This is a genomic window from Streptomyces sp. NBC_00358, assembly GCF_036099295.1.
GTDB lineage: Bacteria > Actinomycetota > Actinomycetes > Streptomycetales > Streptomycetaceae > Streptomyces.
The window spans coordinates 4,475,746-4,500,209 of record NZ_CP107976.1; the positions used below are offsets into that span (position 1 = coordinate 4,475,746).

A 24,464-nucleotide genomic window follows, 5' to 3' on the forward strand; every position below is an offset into this window, starting at 1 on the left:
GACGTCCTGCCCCCGGCCGGGGCTTCCCAGTGCCCCGGCGGGGCGAACTCCCTCAGCCCACGGCCGCGTAGCGCTCGTACACCTCTTCCTCGTCGAGAGGCAGCAGGCCCGCGCCACGCTCGTACTCCGTACGCGCGGTTTCGAGCAGGCGACGCCACGAGGTGACGGTCGGCCGCCGGCGCAGCAGCGCACGGCGCTCGCGCTCGGTCATGCCACCCCACACGCCGAATTCGACGCGGTTGTCGAGCGCGTCGGCGAGGCACTCCGTGCGAACCGGACATCCGGTGCACACTGCCTTTGCCCTGTTCTGCGCTGCTCCTTGAACGAACAGTTCATCCGGATCGGTAGTGCGGCAGGCCGCCTGCGCACTCCAGTCGGTTACCCAGCCCATACCGGCGCCGTCCTCTCCCGAATCGAGGCTCCCCCACGGCGGCAGCGGCATATTCACCGCCGCCAGTTGAGGACGTTACGGAAGGCGGGCACAGCGCAACACCCCCTTCGGGCCCAATCTTGAATGGCCCGAACGGACTATGCGTAAGCGGCAGATCACCCGGGGGAGTGAGCCGAGGACATGCGTGAGCATCCCGGCAAACCCGGACAATTCAGTTGAGTCACAACGGACGCCATGTGACACACAAGGCTGATTCGGACACGTGCTCCACAGGAACGCGGAACCTCCGGAACGATTCGGGGTCGCCGGACGTATTGATACGTGGCCGCACTGCTGTGACAGTTGAGAGCAGCTTAGGCCAAGGCATATACGCGTGTCCGGCGAATGAGAACGTAGGCTGCCCTCATGCCAAAGAAGCGCTCGGGCGGTGGTCTGTCCCCTACGCAGCAGGCCGCCAAGTTCCTCGGTGTCAGCGTGCTCGCGGGCGCCGTCATGGCCGGAATCGCGCTGCCCGCCGCGGGCGCGCTCGGTCTGGCGGCCAAGGGCTCGGTCCAGGGGTTCGACGATATTCCGAACAATCTGAAGAGTCCGTCGCTGAGTCAGCGGACCACGATCCTGGACAGCAAGGGCGGTCAGATCGCAACGGTCTACTCGCGCGACCGCACGGTCATCGACCTCAAGAACATCTCGCCCTACATGCAGAAGGCGATCGTCGCGATCGAGGACTCGCGCTTCTACGAGCACGGCGCGATCGACCTGAAGGGCATCCTGCGCGCGGTCAACCAGAACGCGCAGAACGGCGGCGTGGCCCAGGGTGCCTCCACCCTGACCCAGCAACTGGTGAAGAACTACTTCGTGGAGGAGGCCGGCGACGACCCGACGAAGGTCGCCCAGGCCACCCAGCAGACCATCGGCCGCAAGATCCGCGAGCTCAAGTACGCGATCCAGCTGGAAGAGAAGCTGGGCAAGAAGAAGATCCTCGAGAACTACCTGAACATCACGTTCTTCGGGGAGCAGGCGTACGGCGTGGAGGCCGCCTCCCAGCGGTACTTCTCCAAGCCCGCCAAGGACCTGAACCTCCAGGAGTCGGCGCTCCTCGCGGGCATCGTCCAGTCGCCGAGCCGGTACGACCCGGTCAACGACGAGGAGGAGGCCACCAAGCGCCGCAACACCGTGCTGCAGCGCATGGCCGAGGTGCACGACATCTCCCAGGAGCAGGCCGACGCCGCCAAGGCGACGAAGCTCGGGCTGCACGTCAGCCAGCCGAAGAACGGCTGCATCACGGCGCTCAAGGGCGCCAGCTTCTTCTGCAAGTACGTGGAGAACGTCTTCCTGAGCGACCCGGTCTTCGGCAAGACCAAGGAGGACCGGGCGAAGATCTGGAACCAGGGCGGCCTGACGATCCGGACGACGCTCGACCCGCAGTCCCAGGCGTCGATCCAGGCTTCGATAAAGGATCACGTCTACAAGTCCGACAAGGTCGCGGCGGCGGCCACCCTGGTCGAGCCCGGCACCGGGAAGATCCTGGGGATGGGCCAGTCCAAGCCGTACGGCTACGGAAAGAACGAGACCGAGTACAACTACTCGGTGAACTACGACATGGGCGGCTCGAACTACGGCTTCCCGACCGGTTCGACGTTCAAGCCGTTCGTGGCCGCGGCCGCGCTGGAGCAGGGCCGGCCGGCGACGCAGGAGTACTCCTCGCCGAACTCGATGCCGTACCCCAGCCCCGTACAGACCTGCGGCAGCAAGCCCTGGACGAACCAGGCCAACGAGCAGGTCCCGAACGAGAGCGCCTCCGAGAAGGGCCCGTACCAGCTGAAGGAGGCGATGGCCAAGTCGGTCAACACCTACTTCGTGCAGATGATCTCCGACATCGGCCTCTGCCCGGTGATGAACCAGATCGACAAGCTCGGTGTGGTCCAGGGCAACGGCGACAAGCTCCCCCAGGTGCCCTCCATCGCCCTGGGCGCCAAGGGCATCTCGCCGCTCACCATGGCCACGGCCTACGCCGCCTTCGCCTCCCGCGGCATGTACTGCACCCCGATCGCCATCGAGTCGATCAGCCAGCAGGTCGGCGGGCACGAGAAGTCCCTGGACGTGCCCAAGTCGACCTGTTCGCGGGCCATGTCCGAGCAGACCGCGGACACCGTCAACAGCCTGCTGAGCGGCGTGATCGACTCCGGTACGGGCCAGCAGGCCGGTCTCACCGACCGCGCCAACGCCGGTAAGACGGGTACCACGGACGAGCGCAAGAACGCCTGGTTCGTCGGCTACACGCCGAACCTGTCCGGGGCCGTCTGGGTCGGCAGCGCCACGCAGCGGGTCCACATGGTGAACATCGAGATCGGCGGCGTCTACCAGGCGAAGGTGTACGGCGGCCAGGTCCCCGGACCGATCTGGCGGGACCTGATGACCGGCGCTCTCGCGGGCAAGGACGCCCCGTCGTTCAACCTGATCAACATTCCCGACCCCGACAAGAACAAGGGCAAGGGCCAGGACGACGGGAACAAGGGCCGCCACGGCGGGAACGGGAACGGCAACACCACCGACGGAAACACCATCAACGGCCAGACCGACGGTGGAGTGGTCGTCCCGACGCCCTCGTTCTCCTTCCCCCAGGGATGGATCCAGGGCAACACGAACAGCGGCAACGACAACGGCGGCCAACGCAACTGACCCGCACACCGGGAACGGGCGCGTAGACGCCTGAACGCCACAACGCCCCGTGGACCAGGAGCCGATCCTGGTCCACGGGGCGTTCGGCTTGAACGGGCGTCGCGGGGTGGGCGTTGCCCGGCAGGTCGGCACCCGGAGGCGGGGCGCCCCTGGCTGGGCGCTGCCCGGCAGCGGGCGATCTCCGGCTGCCGATTCCCGACCGGGTTGGCCCGGTGGCGGACGGTCCCTGGCTGCCGATTCCCGACTGGGCTTCACCCGGTGGCGGCGGCGGACGTTCTCTGCGGAGCCTTCCCTCTGGGGCCTCCCCGCGGGGCCAGCGTTCGGGGCCAGCGTTCGGGGCCAGCCGTCGGGGCCCCTTCCTGCGGGCGCGGTGCTCGCGCCCGCCCTGTGGCGGGGCCAGGGAGGTCCTGGAGCTCCCGGAGACCCAGGAGACCCCGGGCCGGCGGGGTTCCGTGAGAACCGGCCTCGGAACGGGTCGGCCGTGGTGACAGCCGACCCGCCGGGGGCAGTGCCTCAGCCCGCGAGCAACTGCTTCACGACGGCGGCGACGCGGCCGCCCTCGGCCTGGCCGGCCACCTTCGGGTTCACGATCTTCATGACCTGACCCATGGCACGCGGCCCCTCGGCACCCGCCGCCTTCGCCTCCTCGACGGCCTGCGCGACGATCTGCTGAAGCTCTTCGTCCGACAGCTGCTTGGGCAGATACGCGGCGAGTACCACGCCCTCCGCCCGCTCCCGCTCGGCCGACTCGGGACGCCCGCCCGCCGCGAAGGCCTCGGCGGCCTCACGACGCTTCTTCGCCTCGCGGGCGATCACCTTCTGCACCTCGTCGTCGGAGAGTTCGCGCTTGGTCTTGCCCGCGACCTCCTCGTTGGTGATCGCGGAGAGGGTCAGCCGGATCGTCGAGGAGCGGAGCTCGTCGCGCCCCTTGATCGCGGCGTTGAGGTCTTCCTGCAACTTCGACTTGAGCGTGGTCATGCGGTCCAGTGTCGCAGGTGCGGTGTCGCGGACGCCTGTTGATTTCACAGCGCGCCTGACGGTCAGCCAGGGGCCGCCCTCCCGGGGCCTTCCCGGCACTCTCCCGGACGTCCTCCCTTGCCCGGCTCCCACGCACGAGGCCGCCCTCGACGAGGCCGCCCCGCCCAGAGTCCTCCGGCAGTTCCGGTCCTGGTTCCGGGCTTGTCCACAGCCGGGCGCGAGGGCTTGTCGGGGTCTGACACGATGGACGTATGCGCGCGCGATACGGAGTACCCCTGGGAATCACGGCGGTGGGGGCCGCCGGTCTGCTGTACTCGGCTGGGTTCGAGGCCCGTTCCTTCCGCCTGCGGCGGGTGACGGTCCCGGTCCTGCCGCCGGGGATGCGACCGCTGCGCGTCCTGCACGTCTCGGACATCCACATGGTGAGCGGACAGCGCAAGAAGCAGCGCTGGCTGCGCTCCCTGGCCGGCCTGCGCCCCGACTTCGTGATCAACACCGGGGACAACCTCTCGGACACGGAGGGCGTGCCCGAGGTCCTGGACGCGCTCGGTCCCCTGATGGAGTTCCCGGGCGCCTACGTCTTCGGCTCGAACGACTACTACGGCCCCACACCCCGCAACCCCGCGCGCTATTTGTTCGAGAAGGCACACGGCCGTCACGGACTGAACGGCAACAAGCCGGTCGTGGGCGCCATCCACAACCCGTGGAAGGACCTGCGCGACGGCTTCGACACCGCGGGCTGGCTGAACCTGACGAACACCCGGGGAACCCTGAAGATCGAGGGCGCGGAGATCGAACTGACCGGCCTCGACGACCCGCACATCAAGCGCGACCGCTACGCGCGCGTGGCCGGCGGCCCGTCCGAGTCCGCCGACTTCTCGATGGGTGTGGTGCACGCCCCGTATCTGCGGACCCTGGACGCCTTCACGGCCGACGGCTACCCCCTGATCCTGGCGGGGCACACCCACGGCGGCCAGATCTGCCTCCCCTTCTACGGCGCCTTCGTCACCAACTGCGACCTGGACACGGACCGCGTCAAGGGTCTCTCCAGGCACACGGCGGAGGGCCGGACGTCGTACATGTACGTCTCAGCGGGCTGCGGCACGAACCGCTACACCCCGGTCCGTTTCGCCTGCCCGCCCGAGGCGACGCTGCTGACGCTGACGGAACGGAAGTAGGGGGGTCTCCGGGCCCGAGGGGTTCTCCGCCCCTGGGCCGCGGACGACGAGCCGTTACGAGCTCCGCCACCACGGGCGGGCCCGTCGAAGTCCCGCCCACGTGGGCCGTCACCACCGCGAACGTGCCCAGTAACCCGCCCAGCCGACCCATATCGCCCGAATTGCCCTATCCGCTTAACGTGGGGCCATGATCTCCCCCATACCCAGGGACATACCCGATCTCCCTGCGATACCGGGCATCATCCCGTCGACCCACTCCTTCGTCCCCGCGACGGCGGTGGTGGCTCCCGCACACCGCCCGGCCACGGCTGCCTACCGCGTCCTGGTGGCCCTCGCGGCGGCCGCGGGCGTGGCCATCGACATGAAGCTGGGCAACCCGGTCCGGGTGTTGAGCTACTTCACGATCCAGACCAATCTGCTCGTCGCGGTGGTCTTCGTGGCGTCGGCCCGCCGGGCCTGGTCGGCCCGCCGACCCCTGCCCGGGGTGCTGACGGGCGGCACGCTGATCTACATCTCGATCACGGGTCTCGTCTACCACCTGATCCTGACGAACGAGTCGACCCCGTTCTCCATGACCGGGGGCGTCGACACGCTCTCCGGCTGGCACGCGGTCGCCAACCAGCTCCTCCACACGGTCACCCCGATCGCCGTGGTCCTCGACTGGCTGCTGCTGACCCGACCGACCCCGCTGGCGTTCCGCAACGCGGCGACCTGGCTTCTCTACCCCCTCGCCTACCTGGCCTTCTGCCTCGCCCGAGGCGCGGTGCTGTCGCCCGGGAACCCGGCGCGCTACCTCTACCCCTTCGTCGACGTGGACCGTCACGGCTACACGGGCGTCCTCGGCAACGCCACCGTCCTCGGCGTCGCCTTCTACGCCCTGGCCCTCCTCATCGTCACCATCGACCACGTGCGCCCCGACCCGGTCCGACGCCGCGTCCGACGCCCCGAAAACCGGATTTCGTCTCAGGCCAGCGGTGGGCTAAAGTAAACGACGTCGCCGCGAGAGCAGCGACGATCGGGGTGTAGCGCAGCTTGGCAGCGCGCTTCGTTCGGGACGAAGAGGTCGTGGGTTCAAATCCCGCCACCCCGACACAGGTCAGAGGCCCATTCGCGTGATCGCGAATGGGCCTCTGTCGTGCTTGGGGAGCCAAACAGGGGGCCAACGGATTCTGATCAAGCCTCGCGAAGGGACGCCCCGCGCCGCTGGGCAAAGATCTCGTCCATCGCTTCCGCGCCCTCGGTGATGACCGGCCGGAGCTGTTTGCGATAGACGGCCTCGGTCGTCGCCTGACTGGTGTGCCCGACAAGCTGCGCGATCCGCTCCAACGGGATGCCGTGGTCCGAGAGCAGCGAGACGAAGCTGTGCCTCAGCTCCCGCGGAGTCCACTCAGGCGCGAGTCCTGCCTTCCTCACTACGGCTTTGAAGTCACGCCGCACGTTCGCCGCATCCAGCGGCTCACCGCTCCGGGTGGTGAATACGCGGCCAGCCGGACTCCACTCCATCCCCTTCGACGCCCGCTCCTGCATCTGCCACCGCTTGTGCTCTTCGAGCACGTCGACCACCTGCTGCGGCAGGGCGATGGTCCGGCGACTCTTCCTGGTCTTTGTCTCGCCGTGCTTACGCACCGACCGCCATACAGCGACATGAGGCGGCACACCATCCCCTGCCTCCAAGAAGACGTGATCCCAGGTGAGGGGCCGCGCCTCTTCCGTGCGCACACCGCCGAGTAGCGAGAGCACAAGATAGGCGTACAGCCGTGACGGGCGAGCGGCAGCAAGCACAGCTTCCGCCTGCTTCAAGTTCAGTGCCTTGCTCGGACGTCCGGGCCGCCCCTCCGGTGCGGTGACGAGCAGGGCGACGTTCCGCGCGGCCTTGTCCCTGCGCTGCGCGTGCTCGATGGAGCGGCGGAGGATGGCGAGTAAGTCGCGAAGGCTGCGCGTCGCGAGGAACTCAGCCCTGTCGTCCAGCCAGTCGTCGACGTCGTCCGCGCTGAGGTCCTTCAGCTTTGCCTTGCCGATGAGCGGGATGAGGTGCTTGTTCGCCATCGAGCGGTTCTTGCCGATCGTGCCCTTCTCGTCGCGTCCCTTGAGTCCGCGCTCAAGCCAGTCGTTCACTGAATCAGTCACGGTGTAGTTGGCCGGCGCTTTGACGCCGGATTGCACTTCCTTCTTCAAGTCACGAATCTTTTGGCGCACCTCGGTCTTGGTCTTGCCGTAGACCTTCGGACGACGGCGCTTGCCGTTCGGGGCGTACCCCAGGGATACCGCGCCGACGTAGCGGTTCTTCGCGGCGTCCCAATAGATCGTGTCCTCACCGTGGCCAGCTCTGCGGGCACGCTTCGGGGTCTCTGTCATGTGGTGCTCTCCAAACAGCAGGGCCGCGCTCCGGGAAGCGCGGCCCTGCCGAAGTGCGTAGGGATAGAAGGTTGTTCAGGCGGATCGGGCTACGGCTTCCGCCTCGCGCTTGAGGAGTTCGACGTACTGCGCGACGTACTCAGGCGGGACAAGTCGGCGACGGCCGATGCGGACCGTCCGGAGTCGTCCGAGGCGGATCTCCTCGTAGATCAGCGACCGACCGATGCCCAGCGTGGCCGCTGCTTCTTCCGGCCGGTACAGGACCCGCTCAATGTGAGGGGCGAGCGTGACGCTCATTCCGGAGTGCCTCCTAAGCAGGGGGTCTTGAGTGCTTCTCAGGGGGTCGCGCCTGTCCGAGGTGCGGATTTCTGCGTCATTGCGTCATCAGCGTCATTCAGGCTTCTGACCTGCAGTTTCGCGTGACGCGGGAGCTAGGGGCTGCGTCATCGCAGCGTCATGGGCTGCGTCATCGAATGACGCAGATGACGCAGGATGACGCAGGGCCCGCCCTCTGCGTCATGGCCGTAGCCGCAGGTCAGGCGCCGGTTTTCGACCCGCATGACGCAGATGACGCAGCGTCTTCCCTCTTAGGACAAAAGAGGGGTGGTGTCTGTTGTGGTGCGGTACCGCTTCACGCGCAAAGAAGGAGCCGCTACGCGGCGCGACCCTCGGGTGGCGTTCCGCCGAACAGCAAGAAGAGCACGCCCCCTCGCCGCCGGTGGTGCTCTTCTTGCTTGTCCGCGCGAGCGCGCGCACTGCGGGTCAGAACGCCCGTGCTTGCTCGTGTGGGGGCGCTGTGGTCGTGCGGGTCATTTCGAGGTAGCGGCCCTCGCTGGTGCGGCCCGTGTCGATGAGGACACCGCGAGCGGCGAGCGTCGGTTGGAGGCGCTTCAGCCGGTCGGAGAGCACCTTTCCTGTGGTTGGCCACCCCTTGGGCAGAGCACGCAGTTCCTCGCCGCTGTAGAGGCAACTGAGGCAGTGCAGCCACTCAGTTGAGGTCATCCGCTGCGCCGCGCCCGGCTCGATGGTCTCGGCGTGCCTGAGGACGGTCTGTGCGAGGAGGTCACCCTCGATCACGTCGTCGTTCAGGTCGTCCAGACTGGCCCGATAGGCGGCCAGCGCCCCGAGGCCGGTCGCCGCGTCGAGCTGCGCGCACAGGTGCGCGAAGTCCGCCATCCGCAGATCGGTGGGGGTCTCCGCCTCCACTGCACGGACCTTGACCGTGAGATCAAGGAGCGAGCCGAGCACGACGGGCAGCACCTCCGCGTAGTCCGTCCACAGTTCGGCCTCGGTGCGCCGCACCCGGGGCCGTTCCAACCGCAGGGGCAGGAGCCGTTCGGCGAGGTCGGGCCGGATGACGCCGACGTCGATTCCGGTGAGGAGGAGTGGCCGGCGGTAGCCGACGCGGAACACGTCCCCGTCGGTGAACAGGGCGCGCTTGACGCTCTCGGCCCCGGTGACGATGCAGCACATGGCGTCGGACAGGTCCGGCGTCATGTGGGAGAGGTTGTCCAGCGCGGTGACCCAGCCAGCCGCGACCGCCGCGATCAGGTTCTCCTCGTCCTTCGGGGCCCGGCGCAGGTCCCCGCTCATGCCCTCGATGATCCGCACGAGCATCCGTCCGCCGGTGGACTTGCCCGCGCCCTGCGGTCCGGTGAGGAACGGCGCGGGGACCGGCACGGACGGGCCGAGGCAGCCGATGAGCCAGGCGATGGCCAGGCATTCGGTCTCCGCGTTGGCGAAGTTGCACAGCCGCATCAGCAGGTCGATGCCCTTGCCGTCGGTGTCCTTGGTCGGCAGGGGCAGTTCGCCGGTGAGCTGGGTCCGCCGCCAGCAGACTTCGCGCGGGTCGGGGGTGAGGATGTCCCAGCCGGTGGGGTGGATGCGGACGGACTGCCCGTCGTTGCGGCCCAGGTCCAGCCACGTCGCCCCGTCGAACCCCGGGGCGACGCGGATGTTCACGGGCTGCACGTCCTCGGTCAGCGCGAGTGCTTCGATCAAGTCCAACGCCTCCTTGAGCGCGGTCCCGTTGAACACGCCGACCCCGTCCTTGAACAGGCCGACCATGAGTTCCTGCCGGTGGCTGCCCGTCGTACCCTGCGATCGGATCGGACGGGCCACGGGGTGGCCGTTCTTCTGCGCGTACACGGTCCCGTCGGCGGTGCGGAAGTACCGGAAGTACTCGTGCGCGTAGTCGGCGATGACCTCTCGGCCGGGGGTCTTCTCGTCGTCGGACATGGTCACAGTCCCAACCTGGTCAGGGCGTTGGTCCATGCGTCGGTGCAGTGCCGGGGCGTTTCGCCCTTGGCCTGCGCGGCGGTGAACAGCCGCGCGGTGTGCGCGTCGGTGAGGCAGCCGCACCGGCCGTGCTTGGACAGCACCGCGAGGAACGTCCGGTAGACAGTGGCGTGCACCGCCTCACGGGCTCCGGTGATGCGCTGCTCCGCCATGGCGATGCCACGATCCAGATAGGTGGGCGTGCGGTGAGGGCACTCCCCGCCCCCGGTCGGCGAGGGCACCGTGACGGCCGCCGGCCGGATCGTGGAGGGCTCCTTCACGGTCAGCGCGCGCACGACGTACGGCAAGGCCGTGATGGTTCCGGTGCCAGGCCCGAGCCACCGGGCGTACTGCATGGACGACTTGATGTCCACGCCGGGCCGTACGGCGTTGGCGGACTGCATGGCGCCCCGGTAGAGCCAGTGCTCGCCACGGGTCGTCGGCACGATCCGGGTGGCGGGCAGGGTCGCACGGGCCCACGCGATGGCTTCCGCGTTGTCGAGGTCGACGACGGTGAGGCCGGCACCGCCGGGGTGATAGGCCACCCCGGCGGCGTCGCGCCACGCTCGGGCCCACGTCGTCGAGTTGATGACGCCGGGGTCGGTGGTGGCGGCGGCCCAGCCGTGGCACGGGTGCGGGCAGGTGCAGGGGCCGGGGGCCTTCATGTTCGGCCGGCCACCGCACGCGTTCTTGGCGCAGGCCGGGCAGTTCCCGAACGGCACCTTCCCCGCCCTCAGCGGCAACGCCGGCACGCCAGCCTCGGCCAGGCCGAGGGCGATCCGCAGTTGGCTGCTCATGCGGCGGCCTCCCGTTCGAGCCGCGCGGTGGCGCGGGCGTCGAGCAGCAGGCCGTAGGCGTGGTGGGCTTGTCGGGGGACGACGCCGTTGCCGAGAATGCGCAGTTGTTCCCGGCGGGGGATGCCGGGCACGTCGGTGACCCAGCCAGCGGGCAGGCCCATCATCCACTCGACGAACCGGGGGGACAGACGGCGGTTTCCGCGGGTGCCGGGTTCGGTGGGCAGGGGCGCCGGGCGTCCCAGGATCAGTTCCCATCGACGAACGGCCGTCTCGTATTTGCCCCATTCCTGGTCGAGGTGGTCGGGCTGCCAGGAACGGGGGGCCTCGTGCCAGGCGCGCAGCTCGCGCGGGAGACGACCGTCGGCGATCTCGACGGCCTGCTCCAGCGACGGCGCGGAGCGCTGTGCCGTTGCCGCTCGACGACTCGTGCGGTCAGCGGCGGCACGGGGGGTCGGCAGAAGGTTGACGACGGTCTCGTTCAGCGGGCGCGCGTTCCTCCCGAGCAGGTTGGAGGCGCCCGACTTCCAGTCCCGGGCGGCCGGCGTCGGGAGCAGGCTCACTTTTCCTGCGGGGCGGGCAGCGTCGTCACGGCGGTCCGCAGGTTCATCCCGCCCTTGCGGTTGGGGGAGGTGCCGGGCCCACCTGTACCGTCGGCCGTGGTCGGGGTCGGCATCAGCGGGATGAGCAACTGCGAACCAGCGGTCCCGCGGGTGCGGGGCGCCGACTTCTCGGTCACCAGCTCGTAGACATGTCCACCGCGCGTCATACCCGAGCGCGGCCAGGTCCGCGGCGACGACGTCCAGCCCCCGAGAGCGGAGCGCCGCCACGTTTTCCAGGAAGACGAGACGCGGTCGAAGGACGCCCACAGCCTGAGCGACGTTTTTCCAGACCCGAGACCACTGGCCATTGATTCCGTCCCTTCGTCCAGCGTTGGAGATGTTGCGGCAGGGGAAGCCAGCGCCGACGACGTCTGGGGCGTACAGGTCGCGGACCTGGAGCCAGTCGACGGCGGTGATGTCCCCGAGGTTCGGCACTCCGGGGTGGTGTGCGGCGAACACGGCCGCGGCGTGCGGGTCGTTCTCGGCGAACGCGGCGACCTCGCCGCCGATCCCGGCACGGATCGCCGTTTCGAGTCCGCCGTAGCCGGCGCACAGGGCGACGATCGTCGGTGGCGAGCCGGGGGCTCGTCGGATGTCGGTGGGTTGCGTCATGCTGGATGTCTCCAGTTCCTTAGGTGGGTACTGGCTGACAAGGGCGGCCCCGTTCTTTGGCGAGATGCGGGGGCCGCCCTTGGCGTAGCTACTGGTTCTTGGCCCAGAGGGCGTACTGCCGGCGGACGTAAGCGCGCGGGTCGCAGATCACCGGTACGTCGTCCAGGTCCATGAGTTCGCGGGCGGCTTGTACGGCGAGGTCCGCGGCGGCGGTGGGGATGTCGTCGCCGTCGCTGTTGTCGTGCAGGGCGATGCGGTCGAGCAGGGCGGCCTTGCGGAGCCAGAACTCGCGCTCCGGGAAGGTGCCGGACACCACTTCGCGGGCTGTGCGTGCGGTCCATCCGATCTCGCGGACCATGCTGGGGGCGGTGTCGTACGCGGTTTCCGGTGTGGGCCAGTGCGCTGTGTCTGTCTGCGCGTCTGCGGTGGGCAGGTGGTCGGCCCTGATGTAGAGGCGGTTCCGCTGGCCGTCACGGGTGGGGTAGACGGTCACGGTGCCGGTCGTGAACGTGCCGTCGAGTGCGGCGACGACACGCTCGGTGTCCTGCGGGGCGCAGATGACTCGGATCTCGAACACGGGTGTCCTCTCCGGGGGTTCAGCCGTGGAAGTGGTTGCGCTTGATGACGGCCTTGCGGATGTTGACCGTGCTGCCGCGCCCGCCGCTGATGGAGCGGATCGGGGTGCGCCAGGCGAGGAGCGCGAGCGCGATCCACATGACGGTGCCGGTGCCGAGTCCGGCGGCGGCGTTGACGACCTCGCCCACGCCGTAACCGACGCCGGCCGCGAGGGCGCCGCCCCCGAGCCCGGCACCCAAGAACCGCTGTGCGACCGGGTCCAGAAGCGGGAGCGGGGTCAGGTCGCGCGGTTCGGGGCGGATCATCGGGGCGGGGGCAAGGTGCTTGGCCATGGGGACCATGCGCCCGTAGGCGTCGGGCACCCACACCACAGGTCCGCGTTCGGCGGCCAGTTCCCCGGCGGCCGGGGCGGGCGTGTAGAGGGTCAGGGATGCCGGGTCGTACGCCGGGGCGGCCGGGAGGTCCGGCCGCAGGGCGGGGGCGTGTTCGTTCACGGCGGGTCTCCTTCAGTTGCCGAGGGCGGACAGGGCGTCGGCGGATGCCTGCACGAGGTTGTGGATGGGCTCGTAGGCGCCGGTCCCGGCGACGAAGAAGCCGAACAGGAACAGGACCAGGGCGGAGCCGCCGCCGGCGGAGCGGGTCTTGACGGCGAGGGCGGATGCGGCGCCGAACAGCAGCACGGCGGAGATGTTGAGGATCATCGGGTGCCTTCCGGGGTCAGTCGGCGGTGCCGGCGCGGTAGATGCGGGCCCAGCGGTTGTAGAGCCAGCGGCCGGCGCGGATGCGTTTGCCGGTGGCCTTGCAGCGGCGGCAGTCCTTGCCGCGCTTGAGGCGTCCCTTGCGGTCGGTCTTCAGCGCGTGGCCCATGCCGCGGCACTTGCGGCAGTTGCCGAACGGCGAGCCGGCGCACACAGCGACGTAACAGAACGTGACGCCGAACAGGAGGGTGATAGCGAGCAGGGCAGGGGGCATGGCGGGCCCTTCCAGGCGGTTTTCGAGGGTTTCCGCAGGTGGGCCGCTATCCGCTAGCGACCTGATCACAGCAGGTTTGGGGCGCTAGCGGGGCCGCTAACGTTAGCGGGGTGTGCCGCTAGCGCTAGCGGCCCCGGACTCTCAGCCCGCATCCCGCTTTCCATCACGCTCCGCAATCGCGGTGGTGATGTGGGAGCGGTCGATGCCGCGCCGGTTGACGACCTTGCCGTCCACCCGGCGCCCCACCTGGATCGTGGACACGCCGTGCGGCTTCAGCGCCGCGGCGAGTCCTTCGGGGTCCCATCCGTCGTAGACGTCCGGCCGCAGCTCGGCGAGCCGGGCGACGACGGTCTCGGACCACACCTTGGTCTCCTCGGCGGGGACGACGGCGAGGATGTCGGCGAGCAGGTCGTATCCCGCCGACTCACTGACCGGCGGTTCCTGTCCGAGGGCGTGTCCGGCGAGCGTGCCCGCCTTCTCGCGCAGTGCGCGGGCGCGCAGGGCTATGGTCTCGGCGAGCACCGAGTTGACGTTCACGGAGCGCACGATGCGGGCGTCCGAGCCCTCACCGACGAAGTAGCAGATGCCTTTGTCGGCCCAGGCGAACATCGTGGCCCGCACCCCGCGCTTGTACGAGGACGTGCCGAGCACCATGTCGTTCTCCAGCTGGCCCATCACCTTCAGGCACCAGCGGGCCGACGCGTTCGCGCTGATCCCGGTCGGCAGCGACTTGGCGTCCGGGCGCTGGGTGGCGAGCAGCAGCACGATCCCGGTGGCGGGGCCGCGCTTGACCAGGTCGGTGCAGATCTCCTCGAACTCCGCCCCGTACTTGGGGTGTTCGAACCACTTCTGGCACTCGTCCACCCCGATCACGATCGGGTGCAGACCGAGCGACGGTTTGTCCGCCAGCTCGGAGGTGACCTTGGACTCCGGGCAGATGTCCCGGGGAAGGGAGCGGATCACCTTCGCGCGCCGGCGCAGCTCGCCGCGGACCTCGCGCATGTCGGCCAGCGCGTACTCGAAGTCCTCCTCGTCCTCTCCGGCCCGGTGGCGGTAGGACACTGCGTCGCCGACCGGGTCGAGGTCGCCGGTGCCCTTCATGTCGTAGCTGTGCACTTCGGCGCGCGGGTCCAGTGCGGCGAGTAGCAGGAGCAGGCGCAGCAGGAAGGTCTTGCCCATGCGCGGGATCGCGCCGATGACTCCGGCGATGTACATGAGGGTGACCTCGACCCAGCGTCCGCGCTGGTCGGTGGCGAACGCAGCGGGCTTGAACAGGTCCACTGAGCCCGTCTTGGCCAGCGGCCACGCGGGCGCCACGGTCTTGGACATGTCCTGATCGCCCACCCACAACACCAGACGCCCGGTGTGCTCATCGGGCACCGCCTCGGGCCACACGCAGCCCAGCGGACGGCGCAGCCCGGAGGCGAGGCGTTCGCGGCGGTCCATCACGTCGGTGACCGTCACGCCGTACGGCAGGTCGCCCTCGGCTCGCCAGCCGGGCCCGTCGCGGGTGATCGGCGCGGTGAACGCGAACCCGTCCCGGCCCTTGCCCTGCGCCTGATTGATCGCCGGGATACCGAGCGCGCCGAGCGCCCGCAGCACGATGTCGCTGGTGAGCTTGGGTGCGTTCGGAAGTTCCACAGCCCTGTGGACGACCGGAGCATCGGCACGGCGGCCGGCGCCCCCGAGCGCCATCACGACCGCGCCGACCGAGACGGCCTGAAGCCAGTCGGGGGCGAGGACGTAGAGGGCGAGCGCGGAGCCGAGCCCGACGAACATGGCCAGCACCGCGACCAGGGTCCGCAGTCGGACCCGTCCGTCGCGCTGCCGCGACAGCTTCAGGTACTCCGCGGCGTCCTCACGCCGGACCGCGGCGAGCCGGACCGGCTCGCCCTCACGGTCGGCCACCCACCGCATCGCTCCCCCGACGAACCGGGCCGCGCCCGTCGGCGCCTGGAAGGCGAGACGGCCGGCGTAGACCGGGGAGCGGAGCGCGTGATAGCCGAGTGAGTGGGCGTAGTGGCGGGCCACCCATCCACTCGCGGTCTTCAGCTCCGCGAGGGACTTGAGCCAGACCGGTACGACCGACCGTCGGCGGGCGCCTTGCAGCCGACCGAGATAGCCCGGACCGGTCGCCTTCACGGCTTGGTCGACCGTGATGCGAGCGGTCGGATCGCCCGATGCGGCGCGGAACGGGTCGAGGTCTCCCCTGCCCTGCGAGTCGGTCACATACACCGTGTCGTCGACCGACTCGGTCGGGTCGGAGTCGGGCGACTCCGACCGGGCGGATCGAGCCTTGTCGAGGTCGACCACCTCTCCCCCGGAGTCGGCGGCCAGGTCGGCTTCGAGTCGGTTGAAGAGTTCGTTCTCGTCGTCGGGGTGCTTCACTGAAAGTCCTTCCAAGGGAGGAAAGGCGGGGTCCGGCCGTCGCTGTAGGAGGTGGGCGGACGGACCCCGCCGGATCGTGGTGCAGGGAAGTTCAGGCAGCGCGCTGTTCCTCGGGGTAGGCGCACGGCACGCACACCCCGAGTGAGGCCGGGATGACGTATCCGGCGTCCAGGGCGCAGGCCGGGCAGGTACGGCGCGCCCGCATCGCGTTGGCGAGCGCAGCGCGCTTGCCCGGCGTCATCGGACGGACCGGCTTGGCGCAGTCGACGCGGTAGAGGTAGGCGACCAGCGGACCGCGCCGGTGGCGCGGGCGCATGAGCTGCGCCGCTATCGACTGACCACCCGGACGCAGCCCGCGGGCACGCAGTTGGCGGCGTGTGGCGAGCCCGTCAGGGGCGTAGCGCCACGGGTAGGTGGGGATGCCGAACTGGGCGCCGGTCGGGTCGTAGCACTTGCCGAACGACCCAGACATCAGGCCGCCATTCCGACGATCGGGGCGTCCGTGCGGGTGCCGGTTCGGCCGGCGCGGCGTCCGGCGACGGTGGCGAACAGTCGGCCCAGTCCCGCACGTCGGGTTCCGGCACGGCCCTGCTTGGCCGCGTACATGGCCTCATCCGCCCGCCTCAGCAGTCCGGACAGGTCATCGGCGGGGAAGTCCGCGGCGCGCACCCAGCCGAGCGAGACCGTGGTGCGGACGCTCCGATCCTGGCCGTCGACCGGCCGGGCGAGCACACGGTGCAGCACGGCGAGCAGGTCCCCGGGGGTGCCGTGGTCGTCGATGAGCACGGCGGCGAACTCATCGCCCCCGAGCCGTCCGGCGACCCCGGACGCACCGACGTGGTGGGCAAGACGGTCGGCGGTCGCCTTCAACAGCGCGTCCCCGACCAGGTGCCCGTAGGTGTCGTTGATGTGCTTGAACTTGTCGACGTCGGCCAGCACCACGACCGCGCGCGGGTCGCTCAGCAGTCGGCGGGCCCGGCGGGTGAATGCGTCCCGTGTCCACAGTCCGGTGAGCGGGTCGTGGCGGGCCGTGGTGAGCCGGCCGTGCAGCCACCGGGCGTGGACCGCCCAGCCGAGGACGGGCGGCAGGGCCGGTAAGAGTGCGGCGAGGATGTTCATGCCGCCACCCGCTTCCATGCAGCCCGGAGGCGGACCTCGGATGCGGAGTGGCCGGCCGCGCGGAAGCGGGTCGCCATCTCGCGGTAGGAGAGTGCGGGAACGCGGCTGGTGCGGATCTCTTCAACGACCGCGTCAAGTTCGGCGTCGGTGAGCGCGGGCCCGGATTCCAGGGCGGTCAGCGGCTCGGTCGGTCCCCAGATGGGGAGTTCCCAGCGGGGTGTGACGTCGGGCGTGACGCGGGTCGTCACGCTGGTCAGTGCCCTGCCCGTGTCCTCGCCGGACCGGGCCGCTTCCAGCGTCGACCATGCATCGGACAGTCGTTTGGCGGTGGTGGCCTGGACGCGGGCGACGCGCGCGCCGGCCTGCGTCACGGCCGTCAGCCGGGTCTCCTCCGTCGTGGCTTCCGCCCGCAGCCGGGCACGCGCCACGGCCGCCTCGTCGCGTGCTTCCTGCTGGATACCGGTGATGGCGGTCAGCGCAGCCGGGGTGAGGGCGGTCCGCTCCCACAACCCGTGCACCAGCCACAGTGCCTTCGCCGCGAGCGGCAGCCACGCCACCGCCAGCCACGCGCCCGTGTCCGCCTCGGCGGTCAGCGCGTGGGCGATCAGGACACCGGTGGCGAGCAGACCGAACGACCAGCCGACCCCGGTCACGGCGTCGGAATGGTCGCCCTGCGCGGCGAGGCGCCGTTCGTAGGCGAGGGTGGCCAGCCAGCCCCCGTCGATGCCCAGACCGACCACCAGCGCGACCGGCCACGGCATCGCCGAACCCAGCCACATCACGACCACGGCCAGGGTGAGAACCAGGGACACCGCCGTCACCGCGACGGCGGGTAAAGCGGTCGGGCGGGCCATCACGCCACCCCCGCACCGGACAGCCGCGCGCCGTCGGGAACCTGCGTGTAGCCGGTCAGCTCGATGTCCGCACCGCCGTACCTCGTGTGCGCGTTCAGCACGCCGGTACGGCTGTTGCACTGCACGTGGAAGTCGACCGCGTCCGGGGCGATACCGAGCGCCGCCCGCCACGCCTCGAACGCGGCGAATCCGTCGTCGTGCAGTGACAGGGCCACCTGATCCGGATAAATGGCGGTCACGTGAACCACCGGGGCCGGCAGGTCGGGGAAGTCGACCGCCAGCAGCCGCAGCGCCCGCAGCGGCGCCGCCAGGGCGTCCAGCGTGAGGATCGTGCTCATGCCGCACCCCCCGCCAGGGACGTGCCAGCCGTGCGGTTGGTCAGCTTGGCCCGCTCCGCGAGCACCCGAGCCAGCGCCCGGCGCACCCGGCGGACGTCGACGTCGTTCAGGGCGTGGTCCATGGCCGTGATCTGCGCGTCGACCAGGTCGACGTCCGCCAGGATCAGCGGCATCTCGGCTTCGATCGCGGACAGCTCCGCGTCCGTCGGTTCCATCCAGTCGGCGAACGCCGTGACGGCGTCCTGAACAGTAATCTCGTTCATTGGGTCGTGGTCTCCCTTGCAGGTGGTACGGCCCGAAAGCGGCTCCGGTGTTCCAGCACCGGAGCCGCGCGCCGTTTCGTGGGGTGGGTGTCAGTTGCTCTTGCGGTCGCCGGTGTGGCCATAGGTGGCCTTCAGCTCCGCCGCGACGTCCTTGCACTTGCCGGCCACGATGCGGGCGTAGACCTGCTGGCCCTTCTGGACGTTCTCCGGGGTGGTCAGGTCGGACGACTGCTGCGACTTCTTGTCGGACATGCGGACTCCTGACGTGTCGCGGATAGGTCACCGCATCGGAAGGTGATGACGACGTGAGGTGAAGTGATGCTCTGTCTCCTTCGGGAACACGGGCTCCCGTTGCAGGCGTATGGAGACGTGACCTTTCGGTCTAAGCCCTCCGGGATGCCAAGGGCCCCGGGTCCCTCGCCCCCGCTAGACGGAGGCTCATGGCCCCAAGAGGGGCCCTTTCTTGCAGGTCAAGCACCTAAAAAGCAGCCGCCGAACCCGTTACGGATTCACCGGGCTAATACGTAACAGCATGTACTAGCACGTACCATGACGCAAGAGGGCTGCGTAGATTCGTGCTAGGTCGTGCTAGGGGTGGGTACGCTCGATGCCGTGATGAGCGCTGAAATCTCGAAAGACGACCCCAGACCGGAGTCCGAGCAGGCGGCCGACATCCTGCGGCAAGAGATCCTGCGCGGTGACATCAAGCCGGGAGCCCATGTGGGCTCCGTACGAGACCTGGCCACGCGCTTCAAAATCTCGGGGATGACGGTGCAGCGAGCCCTTGCGATCCTCCGCGAGGATGGGCTCATCCTGACCACGTCCCGCGGCAGCTACGCCCGCGATCCGCAGCAAACCACCGAAGCAGGCGAAGCCAACGCGGTCGCCCTCCCCGAAGTTCTGCGCCAGCTCGAACATCTCACCTCCCAAGTCTCGGAACTTCGCGGCAGGCTCGAAGCGCTCGAAAGTCGCTCCGCGCCGGGTGGTGCGTGATCTGCAACCAGCATGCGGGGAACGGGAGTTGAGAGGTAAGTGACAGCCAGGGGACGGCAGAGGAGGGGAGGGGACATGTCCGGTGACACCCGCCTGTCACCTTCCCTGTCCCCCCGGCTCACGCGCGAGACTCAGATCAGGCACTCGGAGGAGGGCGCATGACCGACGACAGGCCCGCATGGGCGCGGCGTATCGCGGCTGAGCGGATGGCGCGCGACTGGTCGCAACGTGACGCAGTCAGGGCCCTCCGAGCGCACGCTCCCACGGAGCTGCCCGCGGACGAGAGCATGATTCGCCAGTGGAAGCGTTGGGAGTCCGGCCAGGCACCGAACGACTTCTACCAACCGATCATCGCGGCCACGTTCGGCACCGTGACGCACGCGCTCTTCCCGGCGCCCACGCGGCGCGACGGAGACCGGGAAATCTTGGCGGCGAGCGGCATGGAGACGCTGGAGATCGTGAGCCGTCTCAACCGGTCGGACGTCGATGGCGCCACGCTTGATGCCCTGCGGATCACGACCGATCGACTGTGCTCGGAATACCCGTACATGCCGAGCGGGCAGCTCATCATCGAGGGGCGCCAGTGGCTGCGCCGTGTCGTCGAACTCCACGCAAAGAGCCTCACGCTTGCCCAGCACCGCGAGGTACTCGCGCTGTCCGGCTGGCTCGCTCTCCTGGTCGGCTGCGTCGAGTACGACATGGGAGACCGTCACGCTGCCGAGTCGACGCGGCGGGCGGCCCTCTCGCTCGCGACCGAAGCCGACCATCCAGAGATTGCCGGATGGGCGCACGAGATGCGGGCATGGTTCGCGCTCACGACCGGCGACTACCGCGGGGTCATCGCGGCAGCACAAGCCGGAGCCGAGACGGCAGCACACCACGGCGTCGCCGTGCAGCTTGCCGGCCAAGAAGCCAAGGCGTGGGCGCGACTCGGGGATCGCCGGCAGGTTGAAGTGGCTCTCGACAAGGGACGCCGGCTGCTGGAAGGGATGCCGTATCCCGAGAACCTGGACAACCATTTTGTTGTCGACCCCGCGAAGTTCGACTTCTACGCGATGGACTGCTACCGGCTCGTTGGGGAAGACCGACTTGCGCGAACGCTCGCTGAAGAGGTCCTGCGTGCAGGAACAGACTTTGACGGCACGGAGCGGTCACCTATGCGGAATGCCGAAGCGCGGGTGACTCTGGGGGTCACCGCGGCGCGAGAGGGCGACCTCGAACAAGCCCTCATCCACGGCGAGCGCGCTCTACACGGCGAGCGTCAATCCGTCCCGTCCCTGATCATGACTAGTCGAGAACTCGCGGCCGTCATGAGGCAGCGCTACAACACCGAACCGGCCGCACAGGGCTACCTGAACCACCTGCAAGAGCTGGGAAGGGAAAAGCCTGGGTTTCTGCTTTCGTAACCGACTCTGGCAGACTCAGGCGCCACTTTTCTAGCATCCTGCGACGTTCACAATGGAACTGGCTACCGTCCCCTGTGCCCGTACCTCGGGGGCTTGAATTGGCTTAGCCCGATGCTGTCTTGTGGCATCTTGAGACCCTTTTGGGCGAGCAGCGTCAACACGCTACGCCCCGTGCCCAGTGGCAGCGATGAAGCTGAATGGGCGAGCGCGATGGGAATGACGGCGTTGGGGTACAGACGAGTCTGCATTCGATCCAGCACCTCAAGAGTGGCCCTGAGCGTCGGATAGCTTGCGTACTGCTCGGAAGGCACTGGGATGAATCCACCATTACCGTCCCGTTGCGGCTTCTCGTACGGGCGCCCACCGGGAACGCGGGGGACAGTCACGACCAGAACTTCACCCGTGCTTGTCTTGTAAATGAAGCGGCGTCCGTAGAACTCATCCCTGCCGTAGTAATGGTCCAGTTCTTGATTTACCACGTACTGATTGACATAAGGCGTGTCAAGCATCATCACATGCCCATTCGGGATGTGACTTTGAATGGCGCGGGCGTGATCCACAAAACGGCCCGATTTTTCGATTCCGACCAACAGAGGAGGAGCGATGTTACGCGTTTCCAGCGCGGCGCACAGCTGGCTCCAATATTCCAGGAATTGGGACTTCATGGGCGCAGCAGGTCCGTAAACCGCCAGAGGGCCGTCGGTAATAAAGATGCCCTGAGACAGGTTTCGCGATTCTTCTCGGTAAAAGCCGTCGATGTATGAGACGAGCAACAGCCGCTCAGCCATGTTCATGGCGCGCGTGAGCGTCAGAAGGTTTTCGCCATCGTCGGTGAATTCTTCGTAGCCGCGCATGACGTCCGTGGCGTACAGCTTCGTCAAGCAGGACGGAGCGGCGCACGTGCCACCCAAAGCCGTGACGGTTTGATTGGGCGCCTTGCACGTGGGGCACTTGCTCAAAGTGAGGGATGAGGCCGGGGATCCTGGCCCTCCATGGATGGTCATGAGCGCATCGGTGAGACTGAACGGATCGCCGAAGTCATCGATCTCTGACTCGACGAAACTCCGATCAAATTCTGCGCGCCATGTGTCCCGGCCAGTGATTCCTTTCAGGAACACATTCGATCCAGGGAGGACGCTGTTTACTGTCTGCGTTATCTGTGCACGCTCAAGTTCACGAGCATCCACCAGACCGGAACGATTTGCATTGAGGAACCTGGGGATGTCGACGTATACTCCCGCGATCTGAACGTAGCCAACACGAACAGAAGGATATCCGGGTCGCGCTTCGACCTCCTGATTCGATCCATCAAAGGCAATGGCGAACGTGGGGTCGGGGCGCTGATCCTTTTGGATTTCTTCGAGAGAGGTGACCCTGTCCGTTACATGAGACGGATCACCCACCTCAAGGGCGGGCGTGTTCCAACGCTCCATCGCTTCGAGAATTGCAGGACTAAGCGCTGTCTGTACGTGGCCAATTCTTGAGGCGCGTTCGTCGGGGTAGGGCACGGTTCACCTCAGAGATTGACCGGAGGCAGGCCGGCTGCCTCGCGAGCGCGATTAATCATGGCGTGGTCGAATTTCGCGATCTGAACGGGTACGATGTACTTGCCCGAAAATGTCTTCATTCGGGCGTATCCTCGGTCCTCCACCTTCCGAAGCCCCTCGGCGAACACTGCGAAGTCGTAGTAGTGCGAAAGCTCGCGTGTTTCGTTGTCCGAGTTCAAGTGGGCAACGATCCAGTTCGAGGTATTCGACAGGATTCGCTTGTCGACGCTAGTTACTTCCTGCGTGGCATACACCAGTCCCATGCCATATTTTGCGGCTTCCTTGGCGAGACGAACCCAGGGGTCGTCCTTTACCGTGGACTTTCCCGACTTGCTGCGGTCGAAGAGGTTGTGAGCCTCTTCAACCACGATCTGGATGGGCACGTTGTCGAGATTCGCCCTGAATCGCTGGTTCGCGCGGTCGATGAGTCGGAACACCAATCGCTCAGAGAGAATCTTCGTGACCTCGTCACTCCCGATGGAGAGATCGATGATCACGAGCCTTCCTGCTACAAGGTCGTCCCAAACCTTTTCTGCGAGGTCGCCGCGGCTCGTGGGGTCATGGAAGTCGACGAGCGTCTTGATGCGATTGAGTACGGCGCTTCCTACGGTGGCATCGAAAACTGTGAGCACCGACATGAACGGCTCGCAGCTCTGCCATGTCGCTGCATTGACAGACTGATATTTCGGGGGGACGCTTCCGCTCAGATTCTCCGCAATCCGCTCCGAGAGCCATGCTACGACCATTCGCGCGGCGGCTGGCGATTTGACAGCGCAGATCCCTTGCCTGGGATTTGCCAGCTCGATTACGCCGGGACGGTCTGCCTCGAACGCCGCTCGCGTATCTTTGTCCATCTTGAAGCGGATTGAGAAGCCTGTTGCCGATCCGGCGAAGTTCGCCTTGGCCAGGAGGGCATAGAAGGCCAGTCTGCCCCGCTGGACATCGCCAATGACGTCGTAGTACTCGCGATCGCCAGCCTGGCCCGTCGGGTACTCATCCCGACTGGGCTCCAACAACCGAGCCGTCTTGAAGGCATTCGCGTAGGAGGCGTTCATTTCCGCGAGGGCATTGCCAATCATTTCCCACACCATGGCGAATTCGTTGGTGTCGTGGAAGTTGATTGCGAGCGGAAATTCCTGATTATCGCCATATTTGGGGTTCATCTTGTAGATGTGAACCCGATCGCTTCCGGTCCCCAGGAGGCGCAGTCCCGTTTTGTCCTGTGGGTTGACGTTCGCGTACTCGCCTTGCGGGTCAAAGATGAGTTGCCCGATGTTCGTCTTAGTGAGCGCTGCATGCTCAAAGACCGAGGTGACGATGGTTTTGTTGGTGTTCGATTTACCCACGCGCGTCATGCCGAGCACGGCAGTCTTTCGCGAGATGAAGTCGGTTACACGAACTTTGACAGGGACGCTGTCCATCTTTGCTTCAACGGCACGTCGGCGCGTGGAAGCGAACCGAACGACGCCGACGTCAATGAGATTCGGCTCTTCCTGACTCTCGATCTCATCTGCCGTCTTTTCAGGATAGGAGGCAATGAACGACAGTACTTCCGCGGACGGAAGATAGACGAAGTAGCGCGCACCGGAATAGACATTATCGATGTCGGCACCCCACTGAACGTAAGGCTGTCTGGCCACGGTGTCCGCGTAGAAGGTCCCCAAGACCTCGCAATCGAAAGCAGACATCTCAATTTGCCCGTTGGTCAGATTGTCGATCACAGCCTCAGGCCTCTGATCACGGACGTCGGCTGTACGCATGGCAGCGAGCCGCGTTGCAATCAGTTCGCTCTCATTGGGAAGTGCTGCAGTACCACGAACACGGAGAAGGATGATTTCGTCTTCATCGAGGGGGGCGTTCGTCTCCTTGGTCGGGACCGTAGCCGCGGCCAGCAGGAAGCCGTTGCGCGGCACACCCCCGGCTTCTCGCTTGATGAAGTCGTCAGTGATGACGATCGCCTTGTCGTAGTCAAGGTGGTAGATCCCGCCGAGCCTCTTGGCGTCGTTGAGCAGTGTCGTCAGCGGACTCCCGCCGGCCGTGGCCGCTCCTGCGATGCCCGACAGCCTCTTCATGTGCCCTCCCCAGTAACCGGGTTCTGCCCGCTCACGACTGCAGGACCACGCTGGCGCAGGAGTGACCGGG

Annotated in this window: 25 protein-coding genes and 1 tRNA gene; 6 read left to right on the forward strand and 20 right to left on the reverse strand. The window is 67.5% G+C overall.

Going from position 1 to position 24,464, the window contains the following annotated elements; all coding sequences use genetic code 11:
* Positions 1 to 52 precede the first annotated feature (52 nt).
* Entirely contained in the window at positions 53 to 391 is a 339-nt protein-coding gene (wblA, locus tag OHT01_RS18825; protein WP_028799159.1) for a transcriptional regulator WblA, read from the reverse strand.
* 405 nt (positions 392 to 796) lie between these two features.
* Between wblA and OHT01_RS18830 the strand changes: the two genes are divergently transcribed.
* A complete protein-coding gene (locus OHT01_RS18830; RefSeq protein ID WP_328554297.1) occupies positions 797 to 3,070 on the forward strand; it encodes a transglycosylase domain-containing protein in 2,274 nt (757 codons plus the stop codon).
* A 513-nt stretch (positions 3,071 to 3,583) separates the two neighbouring features.
* Here the strand turns inward: OHT01_RS18830 and OHT01_RS18835 are convergent.
* A complete protein-coding gene (locus tag OHT01_RS18835) occupies positions 3,584 to 4,048 on the reverse strand; it encodes a GatB/YqeY domain-containing protein (protein WP_328554298.1) in 465 nt (154 codons plus the stop codon).
* A gap of 251 nt (positions 4,049 to 4,299) precedes the next feature.
* Between OHT01_RS18835 and OHT01_RS18840 the strand changes: the two genes are divergently transcribed.
* The 3 genes from OHT01_RS18840 to OHT01_RS18850 all read left to right on the forward strand — a co-directional run bounded on the left by OHT01_RS18840 (position 4,300) and on the right by OHT01_RS18850 (position 6,316).
* Positions 4,300 to 5,226 (forward strand): metallophosphoesterase, encoded by a 927-nt coding sequence (locus OHT01_RS18840; RefSeq protein WP_328554299.1) that lies wholly within the window; start codon positions 4,300 to 4,302, stop codon positions 5,224 to 5,226.
* Between the two features lie 187 nt (positions 5,227 to 5,413).
* Positions 5,414 to 6,214: a Pr6Pr family membrane protein gene (locus OHT01_RS18845; RefSeq protein WP_328554300.1), complete on the forward strand. Its 801-nt coding sequence runs from the start codon at positions 5,414 to 5,416 to the stop codon at positions 6,212 to 6,214.
* Positions 6,215 to 6,242: 28 nt separating this feature from the next.
* A tRNA-Pro gene (locus tag OHT01_RS18850) sits at positions 6,243 to 6,316 on the forward strand.
* An 83-nt stretch (positions 6,317 to 6,399) separates the two neighbouring features.
* Here the strand turns inward: OHT01_RS18850 and OHT01_RS18855 are convergent.
* From OHT01_RS18855 to OHT01_RS18930, 16 genes are all read right to left on the reverse strand, one after another.
* Entirely contained in the window at positions 6,400 to 7,581 is a 1,182-nt protein-coding gene (locus OHT01_RS18855) for a site-specific integrase (protein ID WP_328554301.1), read from the reverse strand.
* 75 nt (positions 7,582 to 7,656) lie between these two features.
* Entirely contained in the window at positions 7,657 to 7,878 is a 222-nt protein-coding gene (locus OHT01_RS18860; protein WP_328554302.1) for a helix-turn-helix domain-containing protein, read from the reverse strand.
* 465 nt (positions 7,879 to 8,343) lie between these two features.
* Positions 8,344 to 9,819, reverse strand: a complete 1,476-nt coding sequence (locus OHT01_RS18865; RefSeq protein WP_328554303.1) for an ATP-binding protein — start codon at positions 9,817 to 9,819, stop codon at positions 8,344 to 8,346.
* Positions 9,820 to 9,821: 2 nt separating this feature from the next.
* On the reverse strand, positions 9,822 to 10,655 hold the full coding sequence (locus tag OHT01_RS18870; protein WP_328554304.1) for a bifunctional DNA primase/polymerase: 834 nt from the start codon (positions 10,653 to 10,655) through the stop codon (positions 9,822 to 9,824).
* Positions 10,652 to 11,866 carry a DNA cytosine methyltransferase gene (locus OHT01_RS18875; protein WP_328554305.1) on the reverse strand — a complete coding sequence of 405 codons (1,215 nt, stop codon included), beginning with the start codon at positions 11,864 to 11,866 and terminating at the stop codon, positions 10,652 to 10,654. The genes OHT01_RS18870 and OHT01_RS18875 overlap by 4 nt, the downstream gene beginning before the upstream one ends.
* Positions 11,867 to 11,954: 88 nt before the next feature.
* Entirely contained in the window at positions 11,955 to 12,443 is a 489-nt protein-coding gene (locus OHT01_RS18880; RefSeq protein WP_328554306.1) for a hypothetical protein, read from the reverse strand.
* A 19-nt stretch (positions 12,444 to 12,462) separates the two neighbouring features.
* Complete coding sequence (locus tag OHT01_RS18885) at positions 12,463 to 12,936, reverse strand: hypothetical protein (protein WP_328554307.1); 474 nt, start codon at positions 12,934 to 12,936, stop codon at positions 12,463 to 12,465.
* A 12-nt stretch (positions 12,937 to 12,948) separates the two neighbouring features.
* Entirely contained in the window at positions 12,949 to 13,143 is a 195-nt protein-coding gene (locus tag OHT01_RS18890) for a hypothetical protein (RefSeq protein WP_328554308.1), read from the reverse strand.
* Positions 13,144 to 13,159: 16 nt separating this feature from the next.
* Positions 13,160 to 13,414 carry a hypothetical protein gene (locus tag OHT01_RS18895; protein ID WP_328554309.1) on the reverse strand — a complete coding sequence of 85 codons (255 nt, stop codon included), beginning with the start codon at positions 13,412 to 13,414 and terminating at the stop codon, positions 13,160 to 13,162.
* Between the two features lie 141 nt (positions 13,415 to 13,555).
* Complete coding sequence (locus OHT01_RS18900) at positions 13,556 to 15,802, reverse strand: cell division protein FtsK (protein WP_328554310.1); 2,247 nt, start codon at positions 15,800 to 15,802, stop codon at positions 13,556 to 13,558.
* Positions 15,803 to 15,893: 91 nt separating this feature from the next.
* The gene (locus OHT01_RS18905) at positions 15,894 to 16,274 is read right to left on the reverse strand and encodes an RRQRL motif-containing zinc-binding protein (RefSeq protein ID WP_328554311.1); all 381 of its coding nucleotides are present in this window, start codon (positions 16,272 to 16,274) and stop codon (positions 15,894 to 15,896) included.
* On the reverse strand, positions 16,274 to 16,921 hold the full coding sequence (locus tag OHT01_RS18910; RefSeq protein WP_328554312.1) for a GGDEF domain-containing protein: 648 nt from the start codon (positions 16,919 to 16,921) through the stop codon (positions 16,274 to 16,276). Before OHT01_RS18910 ends, OHT01_RS18905 begins: the two co-directional genes overlap by 1 nt.
* Complete coding sequence (locus OHT01_RS18915; protein WP_328554313.1) at positions 16,918 to 17,775, reverse strand: protein spdB; 858 nt, start codon at positions 17,773 to 17,775, stop codon at positions 16,918 to 16,920. Before OHT01_RS18915 ends, OHT01_RS18910 begins: the two co-directional genes overlap by 4 nt.
* On the reverse strand, positions 17,775 to 18,113 hold the full coding sequence (locus OHT01_RS18920) for a hypothetical protein (protein ID WP_328554314.1): 339 nt from the start codon (positions 18,111 to 18,113) through the stop codon (positions 17,775 to 17,777). Before OHT01_RS18920 ends, OHT01_RS18915 begins: the two co-directional genes overlap by 1 nt.
* On the reverse strand, positions 18,110 to 18,376 hold the full coding sequence (locus OHT01_RS18925) for a DUF6284 family protein (RefSeq protein WP_328554315.1): 267 nt from the start codon (positions 18,374 to 18,376) through the stop codon (positions 18,110 to 18,112). Before OHT01_RS18925 ends, OHT01_RS18920 begins: the two co-directional genes overlap by 4 nt.
* 90 nt (positions 18,377 to 18,466) lie before the next feature.
* Positions 18,467 to 18,628, reverse strand: a complete 162-nt coding sequence (locus OHT01_RS18930; protein ID WP_328554316.1) for a hypothetical protein — start codon at positions 18,626 to 18,628, stop codon at positions 18,467 to 18,469.
* Positions 18,629 to 18,991: 363 nt separating this feature from the next.
* Here OHT01_RS18930 and OHT01_RS18935 point away from each other — a divergent pair, with 363 nt between their 5' ends.
* Both OHT01_RS18935 and OHT01_RS18940 read left to right on the forward strand, forming a co-directional pair.
* A complete protein-coding gene (locus tag OHT01_RS18935; RefSeq protein ID WP_328554317.1) occupies positions 18,992 to 19,369 on the forward strand; it encodes a GntR family transcriptional regulator in 378 nt (125 codons plus the stop codon).
* A 158-nt stretch (positions 19,370 to 19,527) separates the two neighbouring features.
* On the forward strand, positions 19,528 to 20,775 hold the full coding sequence (locus tag OHT01_RS18940) for an XRE family transcriptional regulator (RefSeq protein WP_328554318.1): 1,248 nt from the start codon (positions 19,528 to 19,530) through the stop codon (positions 20,773 to 20,775).
* Positions 20,776 to 20,837: 62 nt separating this feature from the next.
* Here OHT01_RS18940 and OHT01_RS18945 read toward each other — a convergent pair whose 3' ends face one another.
* Positions 20,838 to 22,283: a hypothetical protein gene (locus OHT01_RS18945; protein WP_328554319.1), complete on the reverse strand. Its 1,446-nt coding sequence runs from the start codon at positions 22,281 to 22,283 to the stop codon at positions 20,838 to 20,840.
* An 8-nt stretch (positions 22,284 to 22,291) separates the two neighbouring features.
* Positions 22,292 to 24,394 carry an ATP-binding protein gene (locus OHT01_RS18950; protein WP_328554320.1) on the reverse strand — a complete coding sequence of 701 codons (2,103 nt, stop codon included), beginning with the start codon at positions 24,392 to 24,394 and terminating at the stop codon, positions 22,292 to 22,294.
* Between the last annotated feature and the right edge of the window lie 70 nt (positions 24,395 to 24,464).

Bases quoted from the DNA above. Each gene is read 5' to 3' on its own strand.
- OHT01_RS18830 (WP_328554297.1), top strand. From the start codon at position 797: ATGCCAAAGAAGCGCTCGGGCGGTGGTCTGTCCCCTACGCAGCAGGCC.
- OHT01_RS18890 (WP_328554308.1), bottom strand. From the start codon at position 13,143: ATGATCCTCAACATCTCCGCCGTGCTGCTGTTCGGCGCCGCATCCGCC.
- OHT01_RS18840 (WP_328554299.1), top strand. From the start codon at position 4,300: ATGCGCGCGCGATACGGAGTACCCCTGGGAATCACGGCGGTGGGGGCC.
- OHT01_RS18905 (WP_328554311.1), bottom strand. From the start codon at position 16,274: ATGTCTGGGTCGTTCGGCAAGTGCTACGACCCGACCGGCGCCCAGTTC.
- OHT01_RS18940 (WP_328554318.1), top strand. From the start codon at position 19,528: ATGACCGACGACAGGCCCGCATGGGCGCGGCGTATCGCGGCTGAGCGG.
- OHT01_RS18920 (WP_328554314.1), bottom strand. From the start codon at position 18,113: ATGAGCACGATCCTCACGCTGGACGCCCTGGCGGCGCCGCTGCGGGCG.
- OHT01_RS18910 (WP_328554312.1), bottom strand. From the start codon at position 16,921: ATGAACATCCTCGCCGCACTCTTACCGGCCCTGCCGCCCGTCCTCGGC.
- OHT01_RS18855 (WP_328554301.1), bottom strand. From the start codon at position 7,581: ATGACAGAGACCCCGAAGCGTGCCCGCAGAGCTGGCCACGGTGAGGAC.
- wblA (WP_028799159.1), bottom strand. From the start codon at position 391: ATGGGCTGGGTAACCGACTGGAGTGCGCAGGCGGCCTGCCGCACTACC.
- OHT01_RS18865 (WP_328554303.1), bottom strand. From the start codon at position 9,819: ATGTCCGACGACGAGAAGACCCCCGGCCGAGAGGTCATCGCCGACTAC.
- OHT01_RS18915 (WP_328554313.1), bottom strand. From the start codon at position 17,775: ATGGCCCGCCCGACCGCTTTACCCGCCGTCGCGGTGACGGCGGTGTCC.
- OHT01_RS18935 (WP_328554317.1), top strand. From the start codon at position 18,992: ATGAGCGCTGAAATCTCGAAAGACGACCCCAGACCGGAGTCCGAGCAG.
- OHT01_RS18930 (WP_328554316.1), bottom strand. From the start codon at position 18,628: ATGTCCGACAAGAAGTCGCAGCAGTCGTCCGACCTGACCACCCCGGAG.
- OHT01_RS18835 (WP_328554298.1), bottom strand. From the start codon at position 4,048: ATGACCACGCTCAAGTCGAAGTTGCAGGAAGACCTCAACGCCGCGATC.
- OHT01_RS18870 (WP_328554304.1), bottom strand. From the start codon at position 10,655: ATGAGCAGCCAACTGCGGATCGCCCTCGGCCTGGCCGAGGCTGGCGTG.
- OHT01_RS18875 (WP_328554305.1), bottom strand. From the start codon at position 11,866: ATGACGCAACCCACCGACATCCGACGAGCCCCCGGCTCGCCACCGACG.
- OHT01_RS18860 (WP_328554302.1), bottom strand. From the start codon at position 7,878: ATGAGCGTCACGCTCGCCCCTCACATTGAGCGGGTCCTGTACCGGCCG.
- OHT01_RS18845 (WP_328554300.1), top strand. From the start codon at position 5,414: ATGATCTCCCCCATACCCAGGGACATACCCGATCTCCCTGCGATACCG.
- OHT01_RS18950 (WP_328554320.1), bottom strand. From the start codon at position 24,394: ATGAAGAGGCTGTCGGGCATCGCAGGAGCGGCCACGGCCGGCGGGAGT.
- OHT01_RS18925 (WP_328554315.1), bottom strand. From the start codon at position 18,376: ATGAACGAGATTACTGTTCAGGACGCCGTCACGGCGTTCGCCGACTGG.
- OHT01_RS18895 (WP_328554309.1), bottom strand. From the start codon at position 13,414: ATGCCCCCTGCCCTGCTCGCTATCACCCTCCTGTTCGGCGTCACGTTC.